Origin of the sequence: Streptomyces sp. NPDC017246 (genome assembly GCF_044331325.1) — a bacterium.
GTDB lineage: Bacteria > Actinomycetota > Actinomycetes > Streptomycetales > Streptomycetaceae > Streptomyces.
Genome location: NZ_JBIRMW010000007.1, coordinates 257,434 through 283,667, shown reverse-complemented (window position 1 = coordinate 283,667; position 26,234 = coordinate 257,434). Strand labels below are relative to the sequence as shown.

General features: G+C 73.2%; 20 protein-coding genes. 9 read left to right on the top strand and 11 right to left on the bottom strand.

Features of this window, described 5'->3' with window-relative positions:
• Window positions 1-89 precede the first annotated feature (89 nt).
• Window positions 90-797, top strand: coding sequence for an NAD(P)-dependent oxidoreductase (locus ACH4MY_RS18830; protein ID WP_398004354.1), 708 nt, complete (start codon window positions 90-92; stop codon window positions 795-797).
• A gap of 71 nt (window positions 798-868) precedes the next feature.
• On the opposite strand, the gene ACH4MY_RS18825 is transcribed toward ACH4MY_RS18830, so the two are convergent.
• Both ACH4MY_RS18825 and ACH4MY_RS18820 read right to left on the bottom strand, forming a co-directional pair.
• Window positions 869-2,650: an ABC transporter ATP-binding protein gene (locus ACH4MY_RS18825; RefSeq protein WP_398004352.1), complete on the bottom strand. Its 1,782-nt coding sequence runs from the start codon at window positions 2,648-2,650 to the stop codon at window positions 869-871.
• Window positions 2,647-4,452 (bottom strand): ABC transporter transmembrane domain-containing protein, encoded by a 1,806-nt coding sequence (locus ACH4MY_RS18820; RefSeq protein WP_398004350.1) that lies wholly within the window; start codon window positions 4,450-4,452, stop codon window positions 2,647-2,649. Before ACH4MY_RS18820 ends, ACH4MY_RS18825 begins: the two co-directional genes overlap by 4 nt.
• Window positions 4,453-4,645: 193 nt before the next feature.
• On the opposite strand from ACH4MY_RS18820, the gene ACH4MY_RS18815 reads away from it, so the two are divergent.
• Window positions 4,646-6,262 carry a peptide-N4-asparagine amidase gene (locus tag ACH4MY_RS18815; protein WP_398004349.1) on the top strand — a complete coding sequence of 539 codons (1,617 nt, stop codon included), beginning with the start codon at window positions 4,646-4,648 and terminating at the stop codon, window positions 6,260-6,262.
• Between the two features lie 71 nt (window positions 6,263-6,333).
• On the opposite strand, the gene ACH4MY_RS18810 is transcribed toward ACH4MY_RS18815, so the two are convergent.
• The 3 genes from ACH4MY_RS18810 to ACH4MY_RS18800 all read right to left on the bottom strand — a co-directional run bounded on the left by ACH4MY_RS18810 (window position 6,334) and on the right by ACH4MY_RS18800 (window position 11,443).
• Complete coding sequence (locus ACH4MY_RS18810; RefSeq protein ID WP_398004347.1) at window positions 6,334-7,758, bottom strand: Gfo/Idh/MocA family protein; 1,425 nt, start codon at window positions 7,756-7,758, stop codon at window positions 6,334-6,336.
• A 241-nt stretch (window positions 7,759-7,999) separates the two neighbouring features.
• Entirely contained in the window at window positions 8,000-10,924 is a 2,925-nt protein-coding gene (locus tag ACH4MY_RS18805) for an FAD-binding and (Fe-S)-binding domain-containing protein (protein WP_398004345.1), read from the bottom strand.
• A gap of 39 nt (window positions 10,925-10,963) precedes the next feature.
• The gene (locus ACH4MY_RS18800) at window positions 10,964-11,443 is read right to left on the bottom strand and encodes a MarR family winged helix-turn-helix transcriptional regulator (RefSeq protein ID WP_398004343.1); all 480 of its coding nucleotides are present in this window, start codon (window positions 11,441-11,443) and stop codon (window positions 10,964-10,966) included.
• 90 nt (window positions 11,444-11,533) lie between these two features.
• Here ACH4MY_RS18800 and ACH4MY_RS18795 point away from each other — a divergent pair, with 90 nt between their 5' ends.
• A complete protein-coding gene (locus ACH4MY_RS18795) occupies window positions 11,534-13,402 on the top strand; it encodes an ABC transporter ATP-binding protein (protein WP_398004640.1) in 1,869 nt (622 codons plus the stop codon).
• A 306-nt stretch (window positions 13,403-13,708) separates the two neighbouring features.
• Window positions 13,709-14,611, top strand: a complete 903-nt coding sequence (gene mltG / locus ACH4MY_RS18790; protein WP_398004341.1) for an endolytic transglycosylase MltG — start codon at window positions 13,709-13,711, stop codon at window positions 14,609-14,611.
• A 62-nt stretch (window positions 14,612-14,673) separates the two neighbouring features.
• Here mltG and ACH4MY_RS18785 read toward each other — a convergent pair whose 3' ends face one another.
• The 5 genes from ACH4MY_RS18785 to ACH4MY_RS18765 all read right to left on the bottom strand — a co-directional run bounded on the left by ACH4MY_RS18785 (window position 14,674) and on the right by ACH4MY_RS18765 (window position 18,388).
• Window positions 14,674-15,744 carry an NAD(P)-binding domain-containing protein gene (locus ACH4MY_RS18785; RefSeq protein WP_398004638.1) on the bottom strand — a complete coding sequence of 357 codons (1,071 nt, stop codon included), beginning with the start codon at window positions 15,742-15,744 and terminating at the stop codon, window positions 14,674-14,676.
• 203 nt (window positions 15,745-15,947) lie between these two features.
• Window positions 15,948-17,159, bottom strand: coding sequence for an LLM class flavin-dependent oxidoreductase (locus ACH4MY_RS18780; protein WP_398004339.1), 1,212 nt, complete (start codon window positions 17,157-17,159; stop codon window positions 15,948-15,950).
• The gene (locus ACH4MY_RS18775; RefSeq protein WP_398004337.1) at window positions 17,156-17,287 is read right to left on the bottom strand and encodes a hypothetical protein; all 132 of its coding nucleotides are present in this window, start codon (window positions 17,285-17,287) and stop codon (window positions 17,156-17,158) included. Before ACH4MY_RS18775 ends, ACH4MY_RS18780 begins: the two co-directional genes overlap by 4 nt.
• A gap of 3 nt (window positions 17,288-17,290) precedes the next feature.
• Window positions 17,291-18,022, bottom strand: a complete 732-nt coding sequence (locus ACH4MY_RS18770; protein ID WP_398004335.1) for an ABC transporter ATP-binding protein — start codon at window positions 18,020-18,022, stop codon at window positions 17,291-17,293.
• A gap of 282 nt (window positions 18,023-18,304) precedes the next feature.
• Window positions 18,305-18,388, bottom strand: a complete 84-nt coding sequence (locus ACH4MY_RS18765) for a putative leader peptide (protein WP_356842044.1) — start codon at window positions 18,386-18,388, stop codon at window positions 18,305-18,307.
• A 184-nt stretch (window positions 18,389-18,572) separates the two neighbouring features.
• Between ACH4MY_RS18765 and ACH4MY_RS18760 the strand changes: the two genes are divergently transcribed.
• The 5 genes from ACH4MY_RS18760 (at window position 18,573) to ACH4MY_RS18740 (ending at window position 25,215) form a co-directional block, all read left to right on the top strand.
• Window positions 18,573-19,433, top strand: coding sequence for an ABC transporter ATP-binding protein (locus tag ACH4MY_RS18760; protein WP_398004333.1), 861 nt, complete (start codon window positions 18,573-18,575; stop codon window positions 19,431-19,433).
• Window positions 19,430-20,407, top strand: coding sequence for an iron-siderophore ABC transporter substrate-binding protein (locus ACH4MY_RS18755; protein ID WP_398004331.1), 978 nt, complete (start codon window positions 19,430-19,432; stop codon window positions 20,405-20,407). Before ACH4MY_RS18760 ends, ACH4MY_RS18755 begins: the two co-directional genes overlap by 4 nt.
• Window positions 20,408-20,411: 4 nt before the next feature.
• Window positions 20,412-22,478, top strand: coding sequence for an iron ABC transporter permease (locus ACH4MY_RS18750; protein WP_398004329.1), 2,067 nt, complete (start codon window positions 20,412-20,414; stop codon window positions 22,476-22,478).
• Between the two features lie 81 nt (window positions 22,479-22,559).
• Window positions 22,560-23,108, top strand: coding sequence for an FABP family protein (locus ACH4MY_RS18745; RefSeq protein ID WP_398004327.1), 549 nt, complete (start codon window positions 22,560-22,562; stop codon window positions 23,106-23,108).
• A gap of 4 nt (window positions 23,109-23,112) precedes the next feature.
• Window positions 23,113-25,215, top strand: a complete 2,103-nt coding sequence (locus tag ACH4MY_RS18740; protein ID WP_398004325.1) for a prolyl oligopeptidase family protein — start codon at window positions 23,113-23,115, stop codon at window positions 25,213-25,215.
• Here the strand turns inward: ACH4MY_RS18740 and ACH4MY_RS18735 are convergent.
• Window positions 25,163-26,146: a LuxR family transcriptional regulator gene (locus ACH4MY_RS18735; RefSeq protein ID WP_398004323.1), complete on the bottom strand. Its 984-nt coding sequence runs from the start codon at window positions 26,144-26,146 to the stop codon at window positions 25,163-25,165. The two genes, ACH4MY_RS18740 and ACH4MY_RS18735, sit on opposite strands and share 53 nt — an antisense overlap.
• Window positions 26,147-26,234 lie beyond the last annotated feature (88 nt).

Genomic DNA, 26,234 nt, shown 5'->3' with positions numbered 1-26,234 from the left:
GAAACTGCACGGCGTGCACTTCACGGCGTATAGTTTTCGCACGGCGTTACGTCAGTGCCGCGTCGGAGCTGTGATCACAGGGGAGAGCCATGTACATCGGAGTCATCGGAGCCACCGGCACCATCGGCAGCCGCGTCGTCACGGAAGCCCTGGAACGCGGACACCGCGTCAGGGCCTTCAGCCGTGACGCCACGGAGGCGGCGGCGGGCGAGAAGCGCGAGAACATCACCTGGGCGAGCCTCGACGTCCTCGACCCCGGGGCCGTCGCCGCAGCCCTGCCCGGACTCGACGTCCTCGTCAGCGCCTTCCAGCCCGGCAACGCCGCCCAGGACATGGCGGACACCGTCCGGCGCTCGATCGCCGACGCCGGGGTCTACGCCACCGCGGCCCGCGCCCTGCTCAAGGCCCTCGAAAGCCACCCCAGAACCCGCCTCATCGTGATCGGCGGCGCGGGCAGCCTGGAGATCGAGCCCGGCACGGTGCTCGCCGACGCGGAGGAACGCCTCCACGACACCCTCGACGGCGTCGGCCTGCCCCGCGCCTACGCGGCGGCGGTCCGCGGCCACCGCGACGCCCTGAACGTGCTGCGCACCTCCAACCGCCGCTGGACCTACTTCAGCCCCGCCGAGGACATCACCCCCGGCGAGCGCACCGGCCGCTTCCGCATCGGCGAGGACCAGCCGGTCCGGGACGCCGGGGGACGCAGCCACGTCTCGGCGGAGGACGCGGCCGTGGCCCTCGTCGACGAGGCGGAACTGCCCCGCTTCGTCCAGCGCCGCTTCACGATCGGCTACTGAACCGGACCCGACGGAAGCGGGCCGGGCCGGGGCGTCGCACGACACCCCGGCCCGGCCCGCCTCCTCCGCCGTCACCCGTGCCACGACCTCCACAGCGCCGCGTACGCCCCGTCCGCCTCGACGAGCTCCGCGTGGCTGCCGAGCTCACTGATCCGGCCGGACTCGACCACCGCGATCAGATCGGCGTCGTGCGCGGTGTGCAGCCGGTGGGCGATGGCCACGACCGTGCGCCCGTCCAGGACCCGGCCGAGGGACCGCTCCAGGTGCCGGGCCGCCCGCGGGTCGAGCAGCGAGGTGGCCTCGTCCAGGACCAGGGTGTGCGGGTCCGCGAGGACCAGCCGGGCCAGCGCGATCTGCTGGGCCTGCGCCGGGGTCGGCGAACGGCCGCCCGAGCCGACCTCCGTGTCCAGGCCCTCGTCGAGGCCCCGCGCCCAGACCTCCGCGTCCACCGCCGTGAGCGCCGCCCACAGCTCGGTGTCGGTGGCCCCCGTCCTGGCCAGCAGCAGATTGTCCCGGAGCGAGCCCACGAAGACGTGGTGCTCCTGGTTGACCAGGGCCACGTGCTCACGGACCCGCTCGGCGGGCATCCGCGCCAGTTCCGCGGCGCCGAGGGTGACCGAGCCGGTCCGCGGGGCGTAGATCCCCGCGAGGAGCCGGCCGAGGGTGGACTTGCCCGCACCGGACGGGCCGACCAGGGCGATCCGGGTGCCGGGCGCCACCGTGAGGGTCACCTCGTGCAGGACGTCGACGCCCTCGCGGTAGCCGAACCTGACCTCGTCCGCCCGGACGGCCCGGCCCTCCGGCCGCACCTCCGTGTCACCCGCGTCCGGCTCGATGTCCCGGACGCCGACGAGCCGGGCCAGCGACACCTGGGCGACCTGGAGCTCGTCGTACCAGCGGAGCACGATTCCGATCGGGTCCACCAGCATCTGCGCGAGCAGCGCGCCCGTGGTCAGCTGGCCCACGTCGATCCAGCCCCGGAGCACGAACACCCCGCCGAGCAGGAGCACCGAGCACAGCACCGTCATATGCGTGACGTTGACGACGGGGAAGAGCACCGAGCGCAGGAAGAGGGTGTACCGCTCCCACGCGACCCATTCGGAGATACGCCGGTCCGACAGGGCGATCCGCCGCGCGCCGAGGCGGTGCGCCTCGACCGTGCGGCCCGCGTCGACCGTCTCGGCGAGGGCGCCGGCCACCGCCGCGTACCCCGCGGACTCCGAGCGGTACGCGGCCGGCGCCCGCTTGAAGTACCACCGGCAGCCGACGATCAGCAGCGGCGCCGCGAGCAGGGCGGCGAGCGCCAGCGGCGGCGCCGTCACCGCGAGGCCGCCGAGCAGCAGCCCCGCCCAGACGACGCCGATGGCCAGCTGGGGCACGGCCTCGCGCATCGCGTTGGAGAGCCGGTCGACGTCCGTGGTGATGCGGGAGAGCAGATCACCCGTGCCGGCCCGTTCGAGCACGCCGGGCGGCAGGCCGACCGCGCGGACGAGGAAGTCCTCGCGCAGATCGGCGAGCATCTCCTCGCCGAGCATGGCCCCGCGCAGCCGGACGAGCCGCACGAAGGCGGTCTGCACCAGCAGCGCGACCGTGAACAGGGCGATCGTGCGCTCCAGATGGAGCTCGCGCGCCCCCGAGGCCAGCTCGTCCACCATCGAACCGAGCAGATACGGGCCGGCCATCGAGGCGATCACGGCGACCGCGTTCACCCCGACGAGCAGCCCGAACGCCCGGCGGTGGCGGCGCAGCAGCTCGCGCGCGTAGGCGCGGACGGTCGCGCCGGCGGCGACGGGCAGTGTCGTCGCCGTCGTCGGGGCCGCCGGGTCGTACTCCGGTGGCGCCAGGCCGATCATGCCGTTTCCCCTTCCAGTGCTTCGAGTTCGCCGACACGGGGTGCCGTCGTCATCGGTTCGTCGTCGGCCTCGCGGGTGACGACCGCGCGGTAGCGCGGCTCCCGGACGAGCAGCTCCCGGTGGGCGCCGACGGCGACCGCCTGGCCCTCGTGGACCAGGACCACCCGGTCGGCGCGGTCCAGGAGCAGCGGCGAGGAGGCGAGGACCACGGTGGTCCTGCCCTCGCGCAGTTCGCGGATGCCGGCGGCGACCCGGGTCTCGGTGTGCGCGTCGACCGCCGAGGTGGGCTCGTCGAGGACGAGCACCTCCGGGTCGGTCACCAGGGACCGGGCGAGCGCGAGCCGCTGGCGCTGGCCGCCGGAGAGCGAACGGCCGCGCTCCGTGATGCGGGTGCGCATCGGATCGCCGTCGGTGTCCACGGACGCCTGCGCCAGCGCGTCGAGGACGTCGTCGCACCGGGCGGCGGCCAGGGCCCCGTCCGGGAGCACCCCGCCGGAGCGGGGCACGTCGAGCAGCTCCTGGAGCGTGCCCGAGAGGAGGACCGGGTCCTTGTCCTGGACGAGGACGACCGTACGGGCGGTCTCCAGCGGCAGTTCGTCGAGCGGGATCCCGCCGAGGAGGACCGAGGTGTGGTCCGCGCCCGGCTCGGCCGGATGGCCGCCGAGCCGGTCCGCGAGCCGCCCGGCCACGTCCGGATCGCCGCAGACGACGGCGGTGAACAGGCCGGCCGGGGCGCGGAGCCCGGTCAGCGGGTCGTACAGGTCGCCGGTCGCCCCGCGGTCCTCGTCCCCGGCGGTGGTGGTGGTCGTACGGGCCAGGGCGAGGACCCGGGCGGCCCGCTTCGCGGACGGCCGGGAGAAGGAGAAGGCCATGGCGATCTCCTCGAAGTTCCGCAGGGGGTGGTAGGTGAGGGCCACGGCGCTGTAGACGGTGACCAGTTCGCCGACCGTGATCCGCCCGTCGAGCGCGAGCCGCGCCCCGTACGCCGCCACGACGATGAGCAGGATGCCGGGCAGCACGACCTGGATCGCGGAGATCAGCGCCCACATCCGCGCGCTGTGCACGGCGGCCTTGCGGACCTCCTGGGAGGCGGTGCGGTAGCGGCCGAGGAACAGCTCCTCGCCGCCGATGCCGCGCAGCACGCGGAGCCCGGCGACGGTGTCGGCGGCCAGCTCGGTGGCCTTGCCCGCCTTCTCGCGCTGGATGTCCGCCCGGCGCGTCGCGCGGGGGAGGAGCGGCAGGACCGACAGGGCGAGGACGGGGATGCCGACGGCCACCACGATGCCGAGGGCCGGCTGGTAGACGGTGAGGCCGACGCAGATGACCACCAGGGTGACGGCGCCCGCGGCGAACCGTGACAGCGCCTCGACGAACCATCCAATCTTTTCCACGTCGCCCGTTGACACGGATACGACTTCACCCGCGGCGACCCGCCGGGTCAGGACGGAGCCCAGCTCGGCGGTCTTGCGGGAGAGCAGCTGCTGGACCCGGGCGGCCGCCGTGATCCAGTTGGTGACGGCGGTGCGGTGCAGCATCACGTCACCGGCCGCGATCGCGGCGCCGAACACCACGAGCAGGCCTCCGGCGAGCGCGAGCCGACCGCCGTCGCGGTCCACGACCGCCTGGACGGCGATGCCGATGCCGATCGGCAGCCCGGCGATGCCCAGGTGGTGGAGGAGCCCCCAGAGCATGGACTTCACCTGCCCGCCGAGCTGCTGACGGCCGAGCCAGACGAGGAAACGGGTGCCCGAGCGGACGTCCGGGACCCCGGGGTCGGCAAAGGGAAGATCTCGAATCTGCATGGCGTCCCAGGGTCTCCGGGTCTTGTCGGGGGGGAACGCGCGCCGGGGGTGTGCGACGGCGGGGGAAACCGTGCAAGGTTCGCTTCTTCGCCGCGGGGCGGCAATCGATTTTCCCCACGAGGGAACAGATCGCGCCATGTCCGCTCATCGTCCTCTGGACCGCACGGGGCCGACCGCGCTTCACTTCCGCCCCATGAGATCACTCAAGATCATGAGCATGCTCAGCGGTCTGGTCCTCGCCGCGGGCGCGCTCCTCACCGCCCACCCGGCCGCCGCCGACGGTCCGAACGGCCCGACGCCCCCGGCCGAGTTCACCTCCGACTGGCACGACCCGGTCACCGCCGCCCCGCCCGTCGAGACCCCCGGCACCCGCAGCTGCGAGGTCACCCTGGCCGCCGCCCGGTTCCGCGACTTCACCCCCTACCAGGGGCGATACACCCCGCCCGAGGAGTGCGGCACCCGCTGGAACAAGGTCGTCCTGCGCCTCGAAGGCAACGTGAAGGGCCGTCAGTACGACCGCCTGGGTTACCTCACCCTCGGAGGTGTGGAGATCCTCCGCACCTCCACACCCCAGCCCTCGCCCGACGGCATCACCTGGTCGGTCGAGAAGGACGTCACCCGCTACCGCGACACCCTCAGCCGCCCGCAGCCGGTCGAGATGCTCATCGGCAATGTCGTGAACGAGACCTACACCGGGGTCCTCGACGTCCGGGTCACCCTCACCTTCCACACCGCGCAGGGCCGGGTGAAGCCCGCCGCCGGTACCCCCGACCGGGTGATCCCGCTCACCGGCTCCACCCTCACCACCCCCCGCAACACCGAACGCGTCCTCGCCGAGGTGTACGCCACCGGCTCCGGCGGCGGCTGCGAGGAGTACTGGTACCTCTCCGTCCCCGACGCCGCCCCGTACTCCTGCCGGGCGACCGACGGACCCCACCGGGAGGTCCGCGTCTCCGTCGACGGACGCCTCGCCGGCATCGCCGCGCCCTTCCCGACGGTCTGGACCGGGGGCTGGTCCAACCCCTTCCTCTGGTACGTCACCCCCGCGCCGCGCGCCTTCGACGTCCAGCCGATCGTCTACGACCTGACCCCCTTCGCCGCCCTCCTCAACGACGGCGGGACCCACCGCGTGGAGGTCGCCGTCGCCGGGGTCCCGGCCGGTCAGGCGGGCTGGTCCACCCCCACCAACGTGCTCCTCTGGCAGGACGAGGGCAGCCGGGTCGTCACCGGCGGCCTCGACCGCCACCGGGAGACCGCCCCGCGCAACTCCTCCGTGTACACGGCGGGCACCGCGGACGCCCTCCACCGGCTTGACACCGAGGCCGGGCACCGTCTCACCGTCGCCGGACACCTGAACACCTCGCACGGCCGGGTGGCGACCACCGTGGACCGGACCGTCGCGCACAGCTCCGCACACCGCTGGGGCGAGGGGGAGAACCCGGACGCGTTCACCGCGCGCTGGACCGACCGGGAGACCGTGACCAGCGGCCGGACCGTCACCCGCGCCGACCGGACGTACACCATGGACGGCGAGACGACGATCGGCGCGGGCGACCGGCTGCGGACCGTCCTCACCCTCGGGGACCACGCCGACACCGCCGTCCTGCGCGACGGACGGCGGCTCTCCCGGTCGCGGCTCGACCACACCTACACCGGGGACGCCACGTACACCACGGGCGTCCCGCGGGACCAGCGGCACGCGGTCGGCACCACCGACGAGCGCTACCGGCTGTACGGCTCCGACGGCTGCTACGACCGCAGTCTGACGACCGTTCAGGGAACCCTCACCCGGGACCTGCGGCGCTGCTGAACAGGACGGCGCCCGGCTCCCTCCGCACGGGAGGGAGCCGGGCGCCGCGTCCCCGGCCGGGCGCCGCGTCCTCAGACCGGCTTCGCCGAGTCCACGCCCGAGCGGGACTTGCGCCACTCGCCGCGCGTGAAGTCGGGGATCTCCTGCGGCGCGCCCTTCGCCTTGATCGAGGCGTGGCTCAGCGGCACCGGCGCCGTCCAGGTGGCCGCGTCGTACACGTCGAAGTCCGGCGGCAGCCCGAGCTGCATGCACTGCATCAGGCGGTACACCATGATGTAGTCCATGCCGCCGTGACCGCCCGGCGGGTTGGCGTGCTCCTTCCAGAGCCAGTGGTCGAACTCGCCCGCGTACGCGGAGAAGTCCGCCCACTGGTCGTCCTTGTGGTCCGGCTCGATGTAGATCCGGGCCGGATAGTCCTCGAAGACGCCCCGCGTGCCGCCGAGGCTGTTGATCCGGCTGTACGGGTGCGGGGTGGAGACGTCGTGCTCCAGCCGGATCACCCGGCCCTTGGCCGTCTGGACCAGACTGATCGTCCGGTCGCTCCCGATGTACGTCTCCTTCCAGCTCGGGTCGCCGGGCGCCATGTGCTCCTCGCGGTACTCGGCGAGACCCAGCGCCGGAGTGCCGAAGCTGCTGATGCTCACCGCCCGGTCGCCCCGGTTGACGTCCATGTAGTTGGCGACCGGCCCGAAGCCGTGGTTGGGGTAGAGGTCGCCCTTCAGCCGGGTGTGCCACAGCCGGCGCCAGGGACCCTCGTAGTACGTCGGGGAGAACATCAGCCCGCGCAGGTCGTGGTTGTACGCCCCCGCTCCGTGCAGGAGCGTGCCGAACTTCCCGGCGTGTGCCATCCGCAGCACCCGCATCTCGTTCCGGCCGTAGCAGCAGTTCTCCAGCTGCATGCAGTGGCGGCGGGTCTGCTCCGACACGTCGACCAGGGCCCAGAGCTCGTCGAGCCGCATCGCGATCGGACACTCCACGCCGACGTGCTTGCCCGCCAGCATCGCCGCGCGGGCGATCGGGAAGTGGCTGTCCCAGGGAGTGGCCACGTGCACGAAGTCGATGTCGGAGCGGGCGCAGAGGTTCTCGTAGTCGTCCTCGCCCTTGGTGTAGACGGCGGGTGCGGGCTGCCCGGCGGCGACGACCTTCGCGGCCGCCCGCTCGGCCTTCTCGCGCACCGGGTCGCAGACGGCGACCACCCGCACCCAGGGCAGGGCGAGATAGAGGCCGATCATGCCGTTGCCCCGGTTGCCGAGGCCGATGAGCCCGACACGGACGGTGGAGCGGCCGGTGAAGGGGACCCCGGCCATGGTGGCACCCAGGCGCCTCGGGACCGCCGCGGTCTCGGCGGCGGCCTCGGGTGCCGCCGCCGGGGCGGACCCGGCGGCCGCCTCGGCGTTCACGCTGCCGAGGGCGCCGATGCCGAGGCCCGTTCCGGCGGCGGCGGTCGTTCTGAGGACGTTGCGGCGGCTCGGGGTGTGCGGTGTCTGCTCGTTCATGGAACCTCCCGGAGCTGTGTGCACGGCTGTTTCATGAATCCCGCACAGGACCCTGGCCCCGGTGACCGACGGTGCGCAAGGGCGCCGATAGGACTCTCGCGACGGGTAGTTGGACTTTACTGTTCCGGATCTCGCGTCGAGCCGTACCGGACACGCACCGTCACCCGAACAGGCGAAAGGCCCCTCACCACACGGGGTGAGGGGCCCTGGTCCGCCGCTTCAGCGGGGGTTTGACGGGTGATCAGGGGCGTGTCGCGTGCTCCAGGGCGAGGAGCACCGATCCGTAGCTCCGGCCGGTCGCCCGGTCCAGCCCGATCTCGCACATGCGATTGGCCGAGAGATGCGCGTCGAAGGACCGCGCCGTGACCTCGGCCGCCTCACGGGCGGTCGCCGCGGCCGTCAGCTCCGGGTGCAGCATCCCCCGGTCGCCCGCGAAGGCGCAGCACCCCGCGTCGGCGGGGACGACGACCTCCTCCGCACAGGCCCGGGCGAGCTCCGTCAGCTTCTCCTCGTCGCCCAGGTGCCGCATCGAGCAGGTCGGATGGACCACGGCCGAGGTGACCCTGCGCCGGACCTCCAGCCGGGGCAGCAGCTCGTCCGCCGCCCACACCAGCGAGTCGACCACCGTCATCTGGGCGTGCAGCTCCCGGTTGTCGTCCGTCAGGTACGGCACCACCTCGTGCGCGATGCCCAGCGTGCACGACGAGGCGTCCACCACGAGCGGCAGCGTCCCGCCCGCCGTCCATCCCCAGGCCGCCTCGACGATCCGGTTCGCCATCACCTCGTTGCCGCGCCGGTACCCCTTGGAGTGCCAGATCGTCGCGCAGCACGTTCCGGCCACGTCGTCCGGGATCCACACCGGCTTGCCCGCCCGCGCGGACAGGGCGACCACCGCCTCGGGGAGCGAGGGTCCGCGCGCGCCGTCGGGATTGCCGAAGATGCGGTTCACACAGGCCGGGTAGTAGACGGCGACGGCTGCCGGACGGTGGGTGCGAGGCAGTCGCCGCGGCGCCGCCCCCGGGATCTGCGGCAGCCACTCCGGTACGAGATCGGTGCTGATCGCCCGGCGGGCCAGGCCCGTCACCGACTTCAGGACCCGGTCGCCGATCCGGTCCGCCGCGGCGACCGCGAGCCGCGCGGAGGCCTCCGCCGCCCGGAAGTTCTTCGCGGCCAGGGCGGCGACCCGCTCCTCGCGCGAGGTGTGCCGCTCGTGCCGGAAGTCCTGCATCAGCGCGCCCGTGTCGATGCCGACCGGGCAGGCCAGCTTGCAGGTGGAGTCCCCGGCGCAGGTGTCGACGGCGTCGTAGCCGTACGACTCCAGGAGGCGGGTCTCGACCGGTGAGCCGTCGTTCTGCCGCATCATCTCCCGGCGCAGCACGATCCGCTGACGCGGAGTGGTCGTCAGGTCGTGGCTGGGGCAGGTCGGTTCGCAGAAGCCGCACTCGATGCAGGGATCGGCGATCCGCTCCACGGACGGAATCGTCTTCAGGCCCCGCAGATGAGCGTGCGGGTCGCGGTCCAGGACGATCCGGGGCGCGAGCACCCCGTCGGGGTCGATGGCCTCCTTGACCCGCCACATCAGATCGGTCGCCTTCGTCCCCCACTCCAGCTCCAGGAAGGGGGCGATGTTCCGGCCGGTGGCGTGCTCCGCCTTCAGCGAGCCGTCGAAACGCTCCACGGTCAGCTTGCAGAACTCGTCCATGAAGCCCGCGTACCGCTCGACGTCCGAGGGGTCGCCCGCGTCGAAGGCCAGCAGGAAGTGGAGGTTGCCGTGGGCCGCGTGACCGGCGACGGCCGCGTCGAAACCGTGCCGGGACTGGAGGTCGAGCAGCGCCGCGCAGGCCTCCGCGAGCCGGCTGGGGGGCACCGCGAAGTCCTCGGTGATCAGGGTCGTGCCGGAGGGGCGCGAGCCGCCGACCGCCGTCACGAACGCCTTGCGGGCCTTCCAGTACCCGGCGATCCTCCCCGGGTCCCGGGTGAACGCGTTCTCCACGGAGGCCACCGGGGCCACCAGGTCGAGCCCGGCGAGGACGTTCTCCGCCGCCCGCTCGTACGCCTTCCGCGCCGCGGCGTCCGGCGCCCGGAACTCCACCAGGAGCGCCGCCGTCTCCTTGGGCAGCTCCGCCCAGTCCGCGGGCACTCCCGCCACACTCACCGAGGCCCGCAGCGTGTTGCCGTCCATCAGCTCGACGGCCAGCGCCCCGGCCTCGTTGAACCGGGGCACGGCCTCCGCCGCGGCCGGCAGCGAGGGGAAGAAGAGCAGGGCCGTGGAGACCTCGCGGTCCAGCGGCAGCGTGTCGAAGACGACCTCCGAGATGAAACCGAAGGTGCCCTCGGAGCCGACCATGAGACCCCGCAGGATCCGCACCGGGGTGTCACCGTCGAGGAAGGCGTCGAGCCGGTAGCCGTTGGTGTTCTTGATGGCGTACTTGGCCCGGATCCGGGCGGTCAGTCCGGCGTCCGCCTCGATCTCCGCCTTGAGGGCCATCAGCTCCGCGCACAGCCTCGGCTCGGCGTGCGCGAGCTCCTCGTCGGCGCCCGGGTCGGCGGTGTCGACCACCGTCCCGCTCGGCAGGACGAAGGTGAGCGAGGAGACGGTCCGGTACGAGTTCCTGGTGGTTCCGGCCGTCATGCCGGAGGCGTTGTTGGCGACGACCCCGCCGATGGTGCAGGCGATCGCGCTGGCCGGATCGGGCCCCAGCACCCGCCCGTGCGGGGCGAGCGCGGCATTGGCCCGGACGACGGTGGTGCCGGGGCGGATACGGGCGCGCGCGCCGCCGTCCAGGACCTCGACGCCCACCCAGTGGCGGCGCACGTCGACCAGGATGTCCTCGCCCTGCGCCTGTCCGTTGAGGCTGGTCCCGGCGGCCCTGAAGACCACCTCGCGGCCCTTGCCGTGCGCGTACGACAGGATGGTGGAGATGTCGTCGATGTCCTCGGCGACCACGACGACCTGCGGGACGAAGCGGTAAGGGCTGGCGTCCGAGGCGTACCGGACGAGGTCGGAGATCCCGGAGAGGACCTTCTCCGGGCCGAGGAGCTCGGTGAGCTCCTCGCGCAGCCGCCTCGGCGTGCCCCGGGCCCGGAGCTCCGGCACGCGGTCCGGGGCCGGACTCCGCTTCGTACCGGGGCGAAGGGCCTGCGGGTTCGGCTCGAACAACGGCATGTCACGGCTCCCCTTCGGCGCGTCCCCGTGCCCGAGGGGTCAGCAGCCGCCCTCCGGGCCGGGGTCGACCAGGGCGGACAGCAGACCTCCGAGCACCTCGCGCTGTGCGGCGGTCAATGGAGCAAGGATGTCCTCTGCGGCGGCCCGGCGCGCGCTGCGCAGTTCCCGCAGCGTGGCGCGGCCGGCGTCGGTGAGCTCGATCCGCACCACCCGGCGGTTGCTCGGGTCGGGCACCCGGCGCACCCGGTCGACGGCCTCCAGGCCGTCGACGAGACTGGTCACCGCGCGGGGGACGACCTCCAGCCGGGCCGCGAGGTCGGCCATCCGGGGCGGGTCCCCGAAGTGCGCGACCGTGCGCAGCAGGCGTGACTGGGCCGGAGTGATGCCGACCGGTTCCAGATGGCGCTTCTGGATGCGGTGCAGACGGCGGGTGAGGCGCAGCAGCTGCTCGGCGAGGAGGCCGTCGGCGTCGGGTTCCCTCGAACGGCCGGGTCCGGTCGGGACGGCGGAGGTGCTCATACGGGAACAATATCAGGACCTGGTTCATTGTGAGCATAGGTAACAATGAGCTATGCTCTGATCGGTATCGTCGAAGACTCGAAGGAGCCCATGCGCCCCCACGACCAGTCCGACTGGACGCCCCCGCCCCGCGACTCCGCCCAGCCGAAGGAGCCCGCGCAGCTGCGGCGCATCCTGCGGCTCTTCCACCCCTACCGCGCGCGCCTGGCGCTCGTCGGCCTCCTGGTCGGCGCCGCCTCGCTCGTCACGGTCGCCTCGCCCTTCCTGCTCAAGGAGATCCTCGACACCGCGATCCCCCAGGGGCGCACCGGGCTGCTCAGCCTGCTCGCCCTCGGCATGATCGCCACCGCCGTGCTGACCAGCGTCTTCGGCGTGCTCCAGACCCTGATCTCCACCACCGTCGGCCAGCGCGTCATGCACGACCTGCGCACCGGGGTCTACGAGCAGCTCCAGCGGATGCCGCTCGCGTTCTTCACCCGCACCCGCACCGGCGAGGTCCAGTCCCGTATCGCCAACGACATCGGCGGCATGCAGGCGACGGTGACCTCCACCGCCACCTCCCTCGTCTCCAACCTCACCGCCGTCGTCGCGACCGTGGTCGCCATGCTCGCCCTCGACTGGCGCCTCACCGTCGTCTCCCTGCTTCTGCTGCCCGTCTTCGTCTGGATCAGCCGGCGGGTCGGCCGGGAGCGCAAGCGGATCACCACCCAGCGCCAGAAGCAGATGGCCGCCATGGCCGCGACCGTCACCGAGTCCCTCTCGGTCAGCGGCATCCTCCTCGGCCGCACCATGGGCCGCGCCGACTCGCTGACCAGGTCCTTCGCCGAGGAGTCCGAGCGCCTCGTCGACCTCGAAGTGCGCTCCTCCATGGCCGGACGGTGGCGGATGTCCACCATCGGCATCGTCATGGCCGCCATGCCCGCCCTGATCTACTGGGCCGCCGGCATCGCCCTCGGCTCGGGCGGGTCCGAGATCTCCCTCGGCACGCTCGTCGCCTTCGTCTCGCTCCAGCAGGGCCTCTTCCGGCCCGCCGTCAGCCTGCTCTCCACCGGTGTGCAGATGCAGACGTCCCTCGCGCTCTTCCAGCGCATCTTCGAATACCTCGACCTGCCCGTGGACATCACCGAGCCCGCCGAGCCGGTCCGGCTCCCCGAGGTGCGCGGCGAGGTCGCCTTCGAGAAGGTCGTGTTCCGCTACGACCCCGAGGGCGAGGGCCGCCCGACCCTCGACGCCGTCGACCTGACCGTCCCCGCCGGGGGCAGCCTCGCCGTCGTGGGACCCACCGGCTCCGGCAAGTCCACCCTCAGCTACCTGGTGCCCCGGCTGTACGACGTCACCGACGGCCGCGTCACCCTCGACGGGGTCGACGTGCGGGACCTCGACTTCGACACCCTCGCCCGCGCGGTCGGCGTCGTCTCCCAGGAGACGTACCTCTTCCACGCCTCCGTCGCGGACAACCTCCGCTTCGCCAAGCCGGACGCCACCGACGAGGAGATCGAGGCCGCCGCGCGCGCCGCCCAGATCCACGAGCACATCGCCTCGCTCCCCGAGGGGTACGACACCCTGGTCGGCGAGCGCGGCTACCGCTTCTCGGGCGGTGAGAAGCAGCGCCTTGCCATCGCCCGCACCATCCTGCGCGACCCGCCCGTACTGATCCTCGACGAGGCGACCAGCGCCCTCGACACCCGCACGGAGCACGCCGTGCAGCAGGCCATCGACGCCCTGTCGGCAGGCCGCACCACCATCACCATCGCCCACCGGCTCTCCACCGTCCGCGACGCCGACCAGATCGTCGTCCTGGAGGCGGGGCGGATCGCGGAGCGCGGGACGCACGAGGAGCTGCTGGCCCAGGACGGGCGGTACGCGGCCCTGGTCCGGCGGGACGCCCGCAGCGCCGTGCGCGCCACCGCGGATGCCGAACAGGCGAACGCGGGATCGGTTGTTCCCCAGAACGTGTGATCGTTCCCTGATCCGTTGCCCGACCCCCGTACGGCGTCGGATGATTGCGGTGCGCGAACGACGGGCTGCAGACCGTGACCGCGCGGTCCCAATGACGCATCAGTCCCACTGATGTACCTGTACGAGGAGAAGCACCACCATGAACGTCATCACCGATCTGCTCGCCGGCGTCCTCCACTTCCTGGGCTGGCTCGTCTGACGATCGCAGTTCCCCGGCGCCGTCGGTTCCCCGTCCCAGGGAGCCGGCGGCGCCGCCGCGTGCCCGGGATGCCGGGATTCGCGGACGCGGCGGGTTAGCGTGCGGCCATGACGCACCGGCCGCCGTCACCGTACGCACCCCCACGCCGCCGCCCCCGACGCCCGTCCCTCCCCGGGGCCCTCCGGCCTTCCCGCCGTCCGCGGCTCACCCGGCGCGGCCGGCTGGCCCTCCTGCTCGGAGCGGTCCTCGCCGTGGCCGCCGGGATCACCGTCCCGCTGCTGGCGGCACGGGACGAACCGGCCGCCGAACAGCCCAGGCCGCTGCTCGTCCCCGAAGGCTGGCGGGCCGGCCAGGTCTACACGGCCGTCGACCGGGCACTCGGCCTGCCCGAGGGGACCGCGCGGAAGACCGCGACGGCGCCCGGCACCGCCCTCCCGCTCCCCGCGGCGGCCGGAGGCAACCCCGAGGGGTACCTCTTCCCCGCGACCTATCCCGTCCTCGGCGCCACCACCCCCGAGGATCTGCTCCGCTTCATGGTCGACACGGCCGGCAAGCGCTTCGGGGCCGCCCGGATCGCCGAGGGGGCGAAGGCGCGCGGAATGAGCGTGTACGAGACGGTGATCGCGGCCAGCATCGTCCAGGCCGAGGCCGACAACCCGGAGGACATGGCCAAGGTCGCCCGGGTCGTCCACAACCGGCTCGCCCGGGGCATGGCCCTCCAGATGGACTCGACCCTCAACTACGCACTCGGCCGCAGCACCGTCGACACCACGTACGAGGAGACGCGGACGAAGAGCCCGTACAACACGTACGAGCGGAAGGGCCTGCCGCCGACGCCCATCGGCAACCCGGGGGACCAGGCCCTCGACGCGGTGATCCGCCCGGCGGACGGCGACTGGCTCTACTTCGTCACGGTCACCCCGGGGGACACCCGCTTCACGGCGGACTACGCGACCCACCAGGAGAACGTGGCCGAGTTCAACGCCAACCGGAGCGCGGCGACGCCCTAGGTGTATTGACCCGCAGGGCAGACGGGAATGTGACGACAGACCCTAGCCCCCCAGGGGGTCCTTCACGCGGCCGAGAGGCCGGGAGCCGGGGTGCGGCGGAGCAGGCTGCGGATGTCGGAGACGGCCGCCCGGCCGGCCCGGTTGGCGCCGATCGTCGAGGCGGAGGGGCCGTACCCGACGAGATGGACGCGCTCGTCCCGTACCGCGCGCGTCCCCTCGACACGGATGCCGCCGCCGGGCTCCCGCAGGCGCAGCGGGGTCAGATGGTCGATCGCCGCCCGGAAGCCGGTGGCCCAGAGGATGACGTCCACGTCGACGGTCCGGCCGTCGGCCCAGGCCACCCCGGCCGGGGTGATCCGGTCGAACATCGGCAGCCGGTCCAGGACTCCGCGCGCGCGTGCCGAGCGGATCGCGTCGTTGACGGGGAGCCCGGTGACCGAGACGACGCTCTGCGGAGGGAGTCCCCGCCGTACCCGCTCCTCGACGAGCGCGACGGCCGCCCGGCCCTCCGCCTCCCCGAAGGATCCCTCGCGGAAGACGGGCTCCCGGCGGGTCACCCAGAACGTCTCGGCGGCGACGTCCGCGATCTCCATGAGGTGCTGGGTGCCCGAGGCCCCGCCGCCCACCACCAGGACCCGCTTCCCGGCGAACTCCGCCGGGCCCGGGTAACCGGCGGTGTGCAGCTGGAGCCCCCGGAAGGTCTCCTGGCCGGGGTAGCGGGGCCAGAAGGGGCGGTCCCAGGTGCCGGTGGCGTTGATCAGGGCGCGCGTGGCGTACGCGCCCTCGGAGGTCTCGACGAGCAGCCGCCCGCCGTCGCCCTCGCGGACGGCGGTGACGTCGACGGGGCGGTGGACCCGCAGGTCGAAGGTCTTCTCGTAGGTGTCGAAGTACGCGCCGATCACCTCGGAGGAGGGACGCGCCGGGTCGGCGCCGGTCAGCTCCATGCCGGGCAGGGCGTACATCCCGTGGACCTTGCCGTACGTGAGCGAGGGCCACCGGAACTGCCAGGCACCGCCCGGCCGGGGCGCGTGGTCGAGGACGACGAACTCCCGCTCCGGATCGAGTCCGGCGCGGCGCAGATGGAAGGCGGCCGAGAGACCGGCCTGCCCGGCGCCGATGACGACGACGTCCACGTTCGGCGGCGTGGGCCGCTGCTCACCTGCTGCCACAGTCTCGACCTCGCCGACCTCGCCGACCTCTTCGGTCCCGTAATCGTTCACGGTTCTACCAACCGGGACGGGGGCGCGGATCTTCCCGCGCCCCCGGCGGCGACTGTCCGGGGCGCGGGAGCGCCGTCGACCCGTGCCCCCGACGACGGCGGCCCGGGGCGCGGTTTCTACCGGCCGCCGGGTACCAGCAGCGGCGCTCCGCCCGGGGCCGAGGCCGGGCGGCCGTTCGCGGCCGGGACGCCCAGCAGCGGGGAGGGCAGGCTCGTCGCCAGCAGCCCGCGCGCCGCCAGCTCCGGCCGTACCCCCTCGCCGAACCAGTACGCCTCCTCCAGATGCGGATAGCCGGACAGGACGAAGTGCTCCACGCCGAGGTCGTGGTACTCCTCGATCCGGTCCGCGACGTCGGCATGGCTGCCGACCAGCGCGGTGCCGGCCCCGCCCCGTACGAGCCCCACCCCCGCCCACAGATTCGGCGAGATCTCCAGCTGCTCGCGGCCGAGGGAGCCCCCCTGGTGCAGCGCCAGCATCCGCTGCTGGCCGACCGACTCGCTCCGGCCGAGGGCCTGCTGCGCGGCGGCGACCGTCTCGGCGTCGAGGTCGGAGAGCAGCCGGTCGGCCGTCACCCAGGCCTCGCGCGCGGAGTCGCGGGAGATCGTGTGCAGCCGGATCCCGAAGCGGACCGTGCGGCCGCGCTCCTCCGCGAGCGACCGGATCCAGTCGATCTTCTCCTTCACCTGCCAGGGCGGCTCGCCCCAGGTCAGATAGACGTCCGCGTGCTCCGCCGCGACCGGACCGGCCGCGGTGGAGGAACCGCCGAAGAAGATCTCGGGCAGCGGGTCCGGCGGCAGCGCCGTCAGTCCGCCCTCGATCCGGAAGTGCTCGCCCTCGTGGTCGAACGGCCGCCCGGTCCACGCGCCCCGCACCACCGACAGGAACTCGGCCGTGCGGGCGTAGCGCCGGTCGTGGTCCAGGTGGTCGCCGAAGCGGCGCTGTTCGGCCGAGTCGCCGCCGGTCACGACGTTGAGGAGGAGCCGGCCCCGGGTGATCCGCTGGTAGGTGGAGGCCATCTGGGCGGCGAGCACCGGCGAGATCACGCCCGGCCGGAACGCCACCAGGAACTTGAGCCGTTCGGTGTGCTGGGCGAGGGCGACCGTGCTCAGCCAGGCGTCCTCGCACCAGGTCCCGGTCGGGGTCAGTACGGCTTCGAAGCCCAGCTGCTCGGCCGCCTTGGCGATCTGGATCAGATAGTCGACATCGGGCGCCCGCACCCCGGACACGGTCCGGTCGCGGGTGATCCCGCCGTCCGTGTAGGCGTGCCGGTCGACGAGGGTCCGGCCGTCGCCGCCGGTCGGCAGGAACCAGTGCAGATGGACGCTCATGAGGAGGCCTTTCCGTAGCCGCGCGCCGGGGTGGTGGCCGGCGGCGGGTACGTGTCGAAGGGGGTGTCGGCGAAGCGGAACGTGTGGGGGACCGGTCCGGGAGCGGAGACGACGGGTGGGGATGTCATCGATCAGGCCGCCTGTGCGGTGAACTCTGCTTTCCCCGCGTCGAGTTCGGCGAGGAGGCGGGTGCGGAGCGCGGCCGCCGCGGGATCGCCGGGGGAGCGGGGCCGGTCGAGGTCGACGGGGGTGTCGTACGCGATGACGCTGTCCCGCATCACCAGCACGCGGTCCGCGAGCAGCAGGGCCTCGTCCACGTCGTGGGTGGCGAGCAGGACCGTGCAGCCGCGTCGCTGCCACAGCTCGGTCAGCAGTCGCCGGGCCCCGGCCCGGGCCGGCCCGTCGAGCGCGCGGAACGGCTCGTCGAGCAGCAGCAGATCAGGGTTCCGTACCAAGGCGCGTGCGAGGGAGGCCTGTTGGGCCTCGCCCTCGGAGAGGGATGTCGGCCAGGCGCCCGAGCGACGGCCGAGCCCGACCTCCTCCAGGGCCTTCTCCGCCACGGCCCGGTCCGGCTTCCCCGGCAGTCCGAGCAGGACGTTGCGCCAGAGGCGCTTCCACGCGACGAGGTGCGGAGCCCCGGAGACGACGGCGCGGCGGCGCGGGACCAGAACGGTGCCGGAGACCTCCCGGTCGAGCCCGGCGAGGACCCGCAGGAGGGTGGACTTGCCGCAGCCGCCGGGGCCGAGGAGCACGGTGAACCGGCCCGCGCGCAGGGTCAGATCGAGCCCGTCGACGACCGGGCGGCCGTCGAAGGAGCGGGTGAGACCGTGGACGGTCACTGCCCGGTGAAGGTCGGTCGCCATGGCGGAACTCCGGGGAGGAGGAGGTGTGGGAACGCCCGTCGGCGGGTGCGCGCGCAGAGCGGCCGCGCGTACGAAGCGGACGAGCGTACGAAGCGGCCCGTGCGTACGAGGCGGCCGCGCGTACGGAGCGGGCGTGCGGGCACGGAGTCGGGGCGTCAGGAGGCCGACCGGGCTTCGGTTCGCCCGGATCGGCGTGACGAGAACGCCCGCGACCGCGCGGGAGGAACGCCCGGGACGGCGTCGAGGAACGCCCGAAGAGGCGTCAGGACGGGGGGAGGGGCGTCAGCAGCCGCGGGGACACGCGGCGGATGCCACCCGCAGCAGGTCGATGTGACCGCGCGTGGTGAGCAGGGCTGTACGCAACATGGCGTGAACGTAGCGGCGGTCGCGCACGGGGTCAACGGTGTCTCGGAGCATGGACGTGCTCCGGCACGGAGATCCCTCTGCCGAGAGTGCGGCCACCAGGCCGGAGCTTGACCGGATTTCACCTTGCGGCCGGCTTCAGGGCCCCCCTTTTGCCGATCGGTAAGGTTAGGCTAACCTCTGCGACGTGCAAGCAGGTGAAGAGACCGCCGCGACTCCCCGTCCCCACGGTCATGAACTCTCGGCCACGGGTGTCACCGTGGCGTACGAAGGCGTCGACGTCGTCCACGACGCCGCCATGACGCTGTGCCCCGGCGAAGTGACCGTCCTCGTCGGGCCGAACGGCAGCGGCAAGTCGACGCTGCTCCGCACGATCGCGCGGCTCCAGCGACCGCGGACCGCGACGCTGCTCATCGACGGAGCCACCGACGGCCTCGCGCTGAGCCCCCGTGAGTTCTCGCGCCATGTCGCCCTGCTCACCCAGGGCCGCCCCACACCCAGCGGACTGACGGTGCGGGACGTGGTCGAGTTCGGCCGCTACCCCTACCGGGGACGCTGGGGCCGGGCCGACCCCGAAGGCCGGGCCGCGGTCGACCGCGCGCTCGCCATGACGGGCGTCACCGAACTCGCCGGGCGCGGCGCCGAGCACCTCTCCGGCGGCCAGCTCCAGCGCGTCTGGCTCGCCGGCTGCCTCGCCCAGGAGACGGGCGTCCTGCTGCTCGACGAGCCCACCACCTACCTCGACCTGCGCTATCAGGTCGAACTCCTCGACCTCATGCGTGACCTGGCGGACGACCACGGCATCGCCGTGGGCGCCGTCCTCCACGACCTCGACCAGGCGGCGGCCGTCGCCGACCGGATCGTCCTGCTCGACACGGGACGGATCGTCGCCGACGGCAGCCCCTCCGAGGTCCTGACACCGGAACGGCTGACCGGCACGTACGGCATCCGCATCGAGGTCGACACCGATCCCCTCACCGGCCGGCTGCGCACCCGTGCGATGGGCCGGCACCACTCGCGAAGCGAAAGGCTCAGCACCACCTCATGAGACGCCTCCTCATCACCGCGGCCGCCGCCACCACCGCGGCCCTCACCCTCACCGCCTGCGGCACCACCGAGCCCGCCGCGGACGACGCCGAGAAGACCACCGAGCGCATCACCCTCACCGACGCCTCGGGCACCAAGGTGGAGCTCGACGGCCCCGCCAAGAAGGTCGTCGGCACCGAGTGGAGCGTCGTCGAGCACCTCGTCGAGCTGGGCGTCGACCCCGTGGGCGTCTCCGACGTCAAGGGCTACAAGACCTGGGACACGGCCGTCCCGCTGAAGAACGAGCCCAAGGACATCGGCACCCGCGGCGAGCCGAGCATGGAGACCGTCGCGGCCCTGCGGCCCGACCTCATCCTCGCGACCACCGACCTGCCGCCGGCCGCCGTCAAGCAGCTGCGCAAGATCGCCCCGGTCCTGAACGTGCGCGCCGCCGACGCGACCGACCCGATCGGTCAGATGACCGAGAACCTCGACCTGATCGCCAAGGCCACCGGCACCGCGGACAAGTCCGCGGAGCTCAAGAAGCAGTTCCAGGCGAAGCTCGACGAGGGCAGGAAGGCCCTCGCCGACGCCGGCCTCGGCGGCGCGCGGTACGCCTTCGCCGACGGGTACGTCGTCTCCAACCAGGTCTCGGTCCGGCCCTACACCAGTGGCTCCCTCATCGGCGCCGTCAACGAGAAGCTCGGCCTGAAGAACGCCTGGACGATGAAGGGCGACCCGGCCTACGGCCTCGCCGCCACCGACGTCGAGGGCCTCACCAAGCTCGGCGACGTGCAGTTCGCCTACATCGGCAACGACGGCGACGCCTCCAGCAACCCCTTCGCCGGCGTCCTCGCCAAGGACAAGGTGTGGACCTCGCTGCCGTTCGTCAAGAAGGGCGACGTCCACCGTCTGCCCGACGGCGTCTGGATGTTCGGCGGTCCCGGTTCCATGAACAAGTACGTCGACTCCGTCGTCGCCGCCCTGACGAAGTAACACCATGGCCGTCACCGCAACCACCTCCGCCACCCGTCCGCCGACGGCCACGTCCCGGACGGGCGCGGCCCCGGTGACGGCCGCCCTCGTCCTTCTCGTCGTCGCCCTCGCGGTCGTGGACATCACCCAGGGCACGGCCTCGGTCGGCGCCTCCGACGTGTGGAAGGCGCTCACTGGCCGGGCCTCGGAGGCCGACGCGTCCGTCGTCATCGCCTCCCGGCTGCCCCGGATGGCCGCCGGGCTGCTCGTCGGCGCCGTCCTCGGCATGGCGGGCGCCGCCCTCCAGGCCGTCAGCCGCAACGTCCTCGCCTCGCCCGACACCCTCGCGGTCAACGCGGGCTCCTACTTCGCCCTCGGCATGGCCACCGTCACCGGTGTCTCACTGCCCCTGCTCGCCTCCTCCGGCATCGCGTTCGCCGGCGGGCTCGCCGCCGCGGCCGTGGTCCTCGGCCTCTCCGGCCTCGGCACCGGCACCGTCCGGCTCGTCCTCGCGGGCAGCGCCCTCACCCTCGGCCTCACCGCCGTCACCGAGGGCCTGCTCCTGCTCTTCCCCCAGCAGACGGACGGCGTCTACCACTGGAACCAGGGCAGCATCGCCCAGAACGGCTTCGACGGTGTCCTCAAGATGGCGCCCGTCGCCGTCGTAGGACTCGTCGGACTGCTCCTCCTCGCCCGCCGGGTCGACGCCCTGGCCCTCGGCGACGACGCGGCCCGCGGCCTCGGCGTCCCCGTCCGCGCCACCAGGGTCACCGGCGTCGTGCTCGCCGCCCTGCTCTCCACGGCCGCGGTCACCCTCGCGGGCCCCATCGGCTTCGTCGGCCTCTGCGCCCCCGCGATCGTCCGGCCGCTCGCCCGGAGGTTCCGCGGCTTCACCAGGACGCGGGGCAGCCTGCCCGTCGCCGGTCTCGTCGGCGCCGCCCTGGTGATCGGCTCCGACGTCGTCCTGCGCGCCCTCGTGCCGACGGACGTGGCGGTCGGCGTGCCGACCGGCGTCGTCACCAGCCTCGTCGGCGCCGTCTTCCTCGTCGTCATGGCCACCCGGACCCGGGACACGGCCGCCGCCTCCGCACCCGACCGGCTGCACATCAGGAGCCGGGCCGTCTTCCTCACCACCACCGGCGTCCTCGTGGCCGTCCTCGTGGGCGTGGTCGTCGCGGCCGTACTCCTCGGCGACGCCAAGCTGCTGCTCGGCGACGTCGTGAACTGGGTGCAGGGGCGGGCGGGCCAGACGACGACGTTCGTCCTCGACACTCGCGTCCCCCGCGTCCTCGCCGCTCTGTTCGCGGGCGCCGCCCTCGCCCTGGCCGGCACCCTCGTCCAGGCCGTGACCCGCAACCCCCTCGCCGAACCGGGCATCCTGGGCGTCTCCGGCGGGGCCGCGCTCGGCGCGGTCCTCCTCGTGACGACGGTGCCCATGGTCGGATCGTGGGGAGTCGCGGGCGGGGCCTTCGCCGGCGCCGCCGTCAGCTCCGTCCTCGTCTTCGGCCTCGCCGCGCGCGGCGGGTTCCAGCAGAACCGGCTCGTCCTCGTCGGTTTCGGAGTCGCCACCGGGGCCTCGGCCCTGATCAGCCTCCTCATCATCCTCACCGACCCGTTCAACGCGACGAAGGCGCTCACCTGGCTCTCGGGCTCCACCTACGGGCGGACCCCGACCGACGTCCTGCCCCTCGCGGCGGTCCTCGCCGTCGGCGTGGTCGTCGCGTTCGCCCGGCGCACCGAACTCGACCTGGTCTCCCTCGACGAGGACACCCCCAGGCTGCTCGGCCTGAACCTGGGACGCGGCCGGCTCGGCTTCCTCGTGCTGAGCGTTCTGCTCAGCGCGACCGCCGTCGCCGCCGCCGGCACGATCGGCTTCGTGGGGCTCGTCGCCCCGCACGCCGCCCGTGCTCTCGTGGGCCGGCAGCACGCGCGCGTGGTCCCGGTCGCGGTGCTCATCGGCGCCGTCCTCGTCTGCACCGCCGACCTGGTGGGCCGTACGGTGATCGCCCCCGCCCAGCTCGGAGCGGGCCTCATGACCGCGGTGATCGGCACCCCGTACTTCCTCTACCTGCTGGTACGAAGCCGGGGCTAGACACCCCGCGGGGCGCCACGGCCGGAGGGCGGACGACCTAAGCTGCCCTCCGGCACAGGCCTCGACCCAGGAGCGCGCACCATGACCGACCGCGACCGCCCGTACCCGTACCCCGACGCCTTCCGGCCGGACGTGGCACCCGCCCCGCACGAGCTGCTCGCGCCGGTGGCGGGGCTGCTCGGGAGCTGGACCGGCCGGGGCCGCGGCGAGTACCCGACGCTCGCCGAGGAGTTCACGTACGCCCAGGAGGTCACCTTCAGCCACGACGGGCGCCCGTTCCTCCACTACGAGGCGCGCGCCTGGCTGATCGACGCGGCCGGCACCCCGCTGCGTCCGGCGGCGCGGGAGAGCGGCTGGTGGCGGCTCAAGCCGGAGGGCGGCATCGAGGCGCTGATCACCCAGCCCACCGGCATCGCGGAGATCATGGTCGGCCGCGCGGAGGACGGCGCGGTCGACCTCACCACCCACACGGTCGCGCTCGCCCCCACGGCCAAACACGTCGAGGCCACCCGGCGCCGCTACACCCTGACGGACGCCGACACGCTCGACTTCGTCCACGACCTGGCGGCGGTCGGCCAGGAACTCCAACACCACCTTTCGGCACAGCTGCGGCGCGAGGACGGGAAGTAGAACCATGCGGAACGTGAGCGACGACGACCCGTACCTGTGGCTCGAGGACATCTCGGGCGACGACGCGCTCGCGTGGGTGGCCGAGCGGAACGCCGAGACGGCCGCCGCGGTCACCGGCGACGACGCGTTCGGGGCGCTCAAGACGCGGCTGCGGGAGGTGCTCGACGCCTCCGACCGCATCCCCTACACGGTGCGGCGCGGCCCCTACCTGTACAACTTCTGGCGCGACGCCGACCATGTCCGCGGGGTGTGGCGGCGCACCACCCTGGAGCGGTACCGCGAGGACGAACCCGAGTGGGAGACCCTCCTCGACGTCGACGCGCTGGCCGCCGCCGAGGGCGAGAAATGGGTGTGGGACGGCGCGCGCGTCCGACGGCCGGCGTACGACCGGGCCCTCGTACGGCTCTCGCGCGACGGCGGGGACGCCGTCGTCGTACGCGAATTCGACCTCGGTACGCGCGCGTTCGTCGACGACGGGTTCCGGCTGCCCGAGGCGAAGACGCGCATCGGATGGGTCGACGCCGACACGGTCTTCGTCGGTACGGACCTCGGTCCCGGCTCCCTGACCGAGTCCGGCTACCCGCGCACCGTCCGCCGCTGGCGGCGCGGGACACCCGTGGAGGACGCCGAACTCGTCTACGAGGGCGAGCCGGGGGACGTGGCCGCCTGGGGATACCGCGACGCCACCCCCGGTTTCGAGCGGGAGTTCCTCGGGCGCTCGCTGGACTTCTTCCGGAGCGAGACCCACCTCCTGCGGCCCGACGGCACGCGCGTGCGCATCGACGTCCCCGAGGACGCCAACGCGTACGCCCACCGGCGGTATCTGATCGTCACCCTCAAGTCCGCGTGGCTCGGGCAGCCCACGGGCTCGCTGCTCGCCTTCGACTTCGACGCCTTCCTGGCGGGCGACCGCACCCCCGAGGTGCTGTTCACGCCGGACCCGCGGACCGCCCTCGCCGGGCACAGCTGGACCCGCAACCACCTCATCCTGGAGACGATGCGCGACGTCAGCACCCACATCGAGGTGCTCACCCCCGTCCCCGGCGGCGGGTGGACCCGCGAACCGCTCGTCGGCGTACCGGCCCTGTCCGCCGTCAGCGTCGTCGACACCGACCCGGACGAGTCCGACGAGTACTTCCTCGACGTGTCGGGATTCCTCCAGCCCTCCACCCTCCACTTCGGGCGGATCGGCGCCGGCTCGGAGGTCCTCAAACAGGCCCCGCACCGCTTCGACTCCACCGGTCTCGCCGTCGACCAGCACTTCGCGACCTCCCGGGACGGCACACGCGTGCCGTACTTCGTCATCGGCCCCGACCGCACCACCGCACCCGGCCCCGGCCCCGCCCTCCTCTACGGCTACGGCGGGTTCGAGGTGTCCCTCACCCCGTTCTACGGCGCGGTGACCGGCCGCGCCTGGCTGGAACGCGGGGGTACCTACGTCATCGCGAACATCCGCGGCGGCGGCGAGTACGGCCCCGACTGGCACCAGGCCGCGCTCGGCGCCGAACGGCCCCGGGCCTTCGAGGACTTCGCGGCCGTCGCCGAGGACCTCGTCACGCGCGGCATCACCACCCCGGCCCTGCTGGGCGCCAAGGGCGGCAGCAACGGCGGGCTCCTCATGGGCGCGATGCTCACCCGCCACCCCGAGCTGTTCGGCGCGATCGTCGCCCAGGTCCCCCTGCTCGACATGACCCGCTTCCACAGACTGCTCGCGGGCGCGTCCTGGATCGCCGAGTACGGCGACCCCGACGACGAGGCCGACCGTCCCCACCTGCACGCGATCTCCCCGTACCACCGGCTCGCCGCCGACGGGGACTATCCGCCGGTCCTCCTGATGACCTCGACCCGGGACGACCGCGTCCACCCCGGCCACGCCCGCAAGACGGCGGCACGGCTGCGGGAACTCGGCCACCGGGTCCTGTTCCACGAGAACACCGGCGGCGGCCACGCGGGCGCCGGCGACAACGAACAGGCCGCCCACAACAGCGCGCTCGTGCACACCTACCTGTGGCAGCAGCTCACCGGCACCGCACGGCCCACCGTCCCCCGGCCGCTCACAGCCACCCCGAGCGCTGTGCCTGCAACGCCATCTGGAACCGGCTCGTAGCACCGAGCCGGGCCATCAGGACCTCCACCCGGCGGAAGAGCGTACGACGGCTCACCCCGAGCTCCCGGGCGATCACGTCGTCGCCCGCCCCGGCCGCCAGCAGCCGGAGCAGCCGCCGGTCCGCCGGCGGCAGTCCGGCGGGCCGGGCCGAGCGGCCGTGGAAGGGCAGCGCGTTCTGCCAGGCCTGCTCGAACAGCGCCACCAGCGCGGAGAGCAGGCCGCACGGCTGCACGACCAGCATGGTGTTGTACACGTCCGTCTCCCTGATCGACAGGGCGACGAGCGCGTACGCGTCGTCGATGATCAGGAGCTTCACCGGCACCGACGGCAGGACCCGCGCCTGCTCGCCCGCCTCGATACAGGGCTCGATGGAGTTCTCCAGCTGCCCCGGATGCTCCAGGGACTCCCGCGAGTACACGACCCGCTGCGTCACCCCGCGGGCGAGGGTGGCGAGCGCGTCGTCCGTCGCCCCCTCCAGCGGGAAGTACGGCGGCGAGTCGAACTGCCGGATCTGCTCCCGGGCGCTCGCCCACGCCTGTCGCATCCGCAGCCCGATGGCCTCCCCGGTCACCACCTCCACCAGCGGATCGTGGTACCCGGCGAGCCGATGCCGCCGGAACGAGTCGAACGCGCCCCCGACGGTGATCCGGGACGCGTCGAGCTCGGCCGCCCGGCGGCGCCCGAGGATCTCCAGCCCCGCGGCCGGCGGCACCGGAGCCACCACGTCGGAACCCTCCTCGGCGGTGCTCGCCAGACCGCTGTCGACCAGCTCCCGGTACGCCTCCGCCAGCGGCGCGCCCTCCAGACCGGCCGCGGAACCGATCGCGCTCAACGGCGCGGGCCCGAGCTCCAGCAGCGTCCGGTAGACCCGGGCACCCTCGTCCCCGATCCCCAGAAGCCGAAGTGCCTCGCCGAGTCTCTCGTTCGCCATGCGCCGATTATCGGTGGCGCGGGAGCGGGGTGAGAGCCCGACCGCCTCCGCCCGGAGCACCCGGACGAGGTCGCCGATGGCCGATTCG

What these genes read in the sequence shown, in the direction of transcription:
- ACH4MY_RS18765 (WP_356842044.1), bottom strand. Translation starts at nt 18,388, where the DNA reads ATGTTGCGTACAGCCCTGCTCACCACGCGCGGTCACATCGACCTGCTG.
- ACH4MY_RS18805 (WP_398004345.1), bottom strand. Translation starts at nt 10,924, where the DNA reads ATGCCGTTGTTCGAGCCGAACCCGCAGGCCCTTCGCCCCGGTACGAAG.
- ACH4MY_RS18810 (WP_398004347.1), bottom strand. Translation starts at nt 7,758, where the DNA reads ATGAACGAGCAGACACCGCACACCCCGAGCCGCCGCAACGTCCTCAGA.
- ACH4MY_RS18750 (WP_398004329.1), top strand. Translation starts at nt 20,412, where the DNA reads ATGGCCGTCACCGCAACCACCTCCGCCACCCGTCCGCCGACGGCCACG.
- ACH4MY_RS18755 (WP_398004331.1), top strand. Translation starts at nt 19,430, where the DNA reads ATGAGACGCCTCCTCATCACCGCGGCCGCCGCCACCACCGCGGCCCTC.
- ACH4MY_RS18740 (WP_398004325.1), top strand. Translation starts at nt 23,113, where the DNA reads ATGCGGAACGTGAGCGACGACGACCCGTACCTGTGGCTCGAGGACATC.
- ACH4MY_RS18780 (WP_398004339.1), bottom strand. Translation starts at nt 17,159, where the DNA reads ATGAGCGTCCATCTGCACTGGTTCCTGCCGACCGGCGGCGACGGCCGG.
- ACH4MY_RS18770 (WP_398004335.1), bottom strand. Translation starts at nt 18,022, where the DNA reads ATGGCGACCGACCTTCACCGGGCAGTGACCGTCCACGGTCTCACCCGC.
- ACH4MY_RS18820 (WP_398004350.1), bottom strand. Translation starts at nt 4,452, where the DNA reads ATGCAGATTCGAGATCTTCCCTTTGCCGACCCCGGGGTCCCGGACGTC.
- ACH4MY_RS18795 (WP_398004640.1), top strand. Translation starts at nt 11,534, where the DNA reads ATGCGCCCCCACGACCAGTCCGACTGGACGCCCCCGCCCCGCGACTCC.
- ACH4MY_RS18830 (WP_398004354.1), top strand. Translation starts at nt 90, where the DNA reads ATGTACATCGGAGTCATCGGAGCCACCGGCACCATCGGCAGCCGCGTC.
- ACH4MY_RS18735 (WP_398004323.1), bottom strand. Translation starts at nt 26,146, where the DNA reads ATGGCGAACGAGAGACTCGGCGAGGCACTTCGGCTTCTGGGGATCGGG.
- ACH4MY_RS18815 (WP_398004349.1), top strand. Translation starts at nt 4,646, where the DNA reads ATGAGATCACTCAAGATCATGAGCATGCTCAGCGGTCTGGTCCTCGCC.
- mltG (WP_398004341.1), top strand. Translation starts at nt 13,709, where the DNA reads ATGACGCACCGGCCGCCGTCACCGTACGCACCCCCACGCCGCCGCCCC.
- ACH4MY_RS18745 (WP_398004327.1), top strand. Translation starts at nt 22,560, where the DNA reads ATGACCGACCGCGACCGCCCGTACCCGTACCCCGACGCCTTCCGGCCG.
- ACH4MY_RS18775 (WP_398004337.1), bottom strand. Translation starts at nt 17,287, where the DNA reads ATGACATCCCCACCCGTCGTCTCCGCTCCCGGACCGGTCCCCCACACG.
- ACH4MY_RS18800 (WP_398004343.1), bottom strand. Translation starts at nt 11,443, where the DNA reads ATGAGCACCTCCGCCGTCCCGACCGGACCCGGCCGTTCGAGGGAACCC.
- ACH4MY_RS18825 (WP_398004352.1), bottom strand. Translation starts at nt 2,650, where the DNA reads ATGATCGGCCTGGCGCCACCGGAGTACGACCCGGCGGCCCCGACGACG.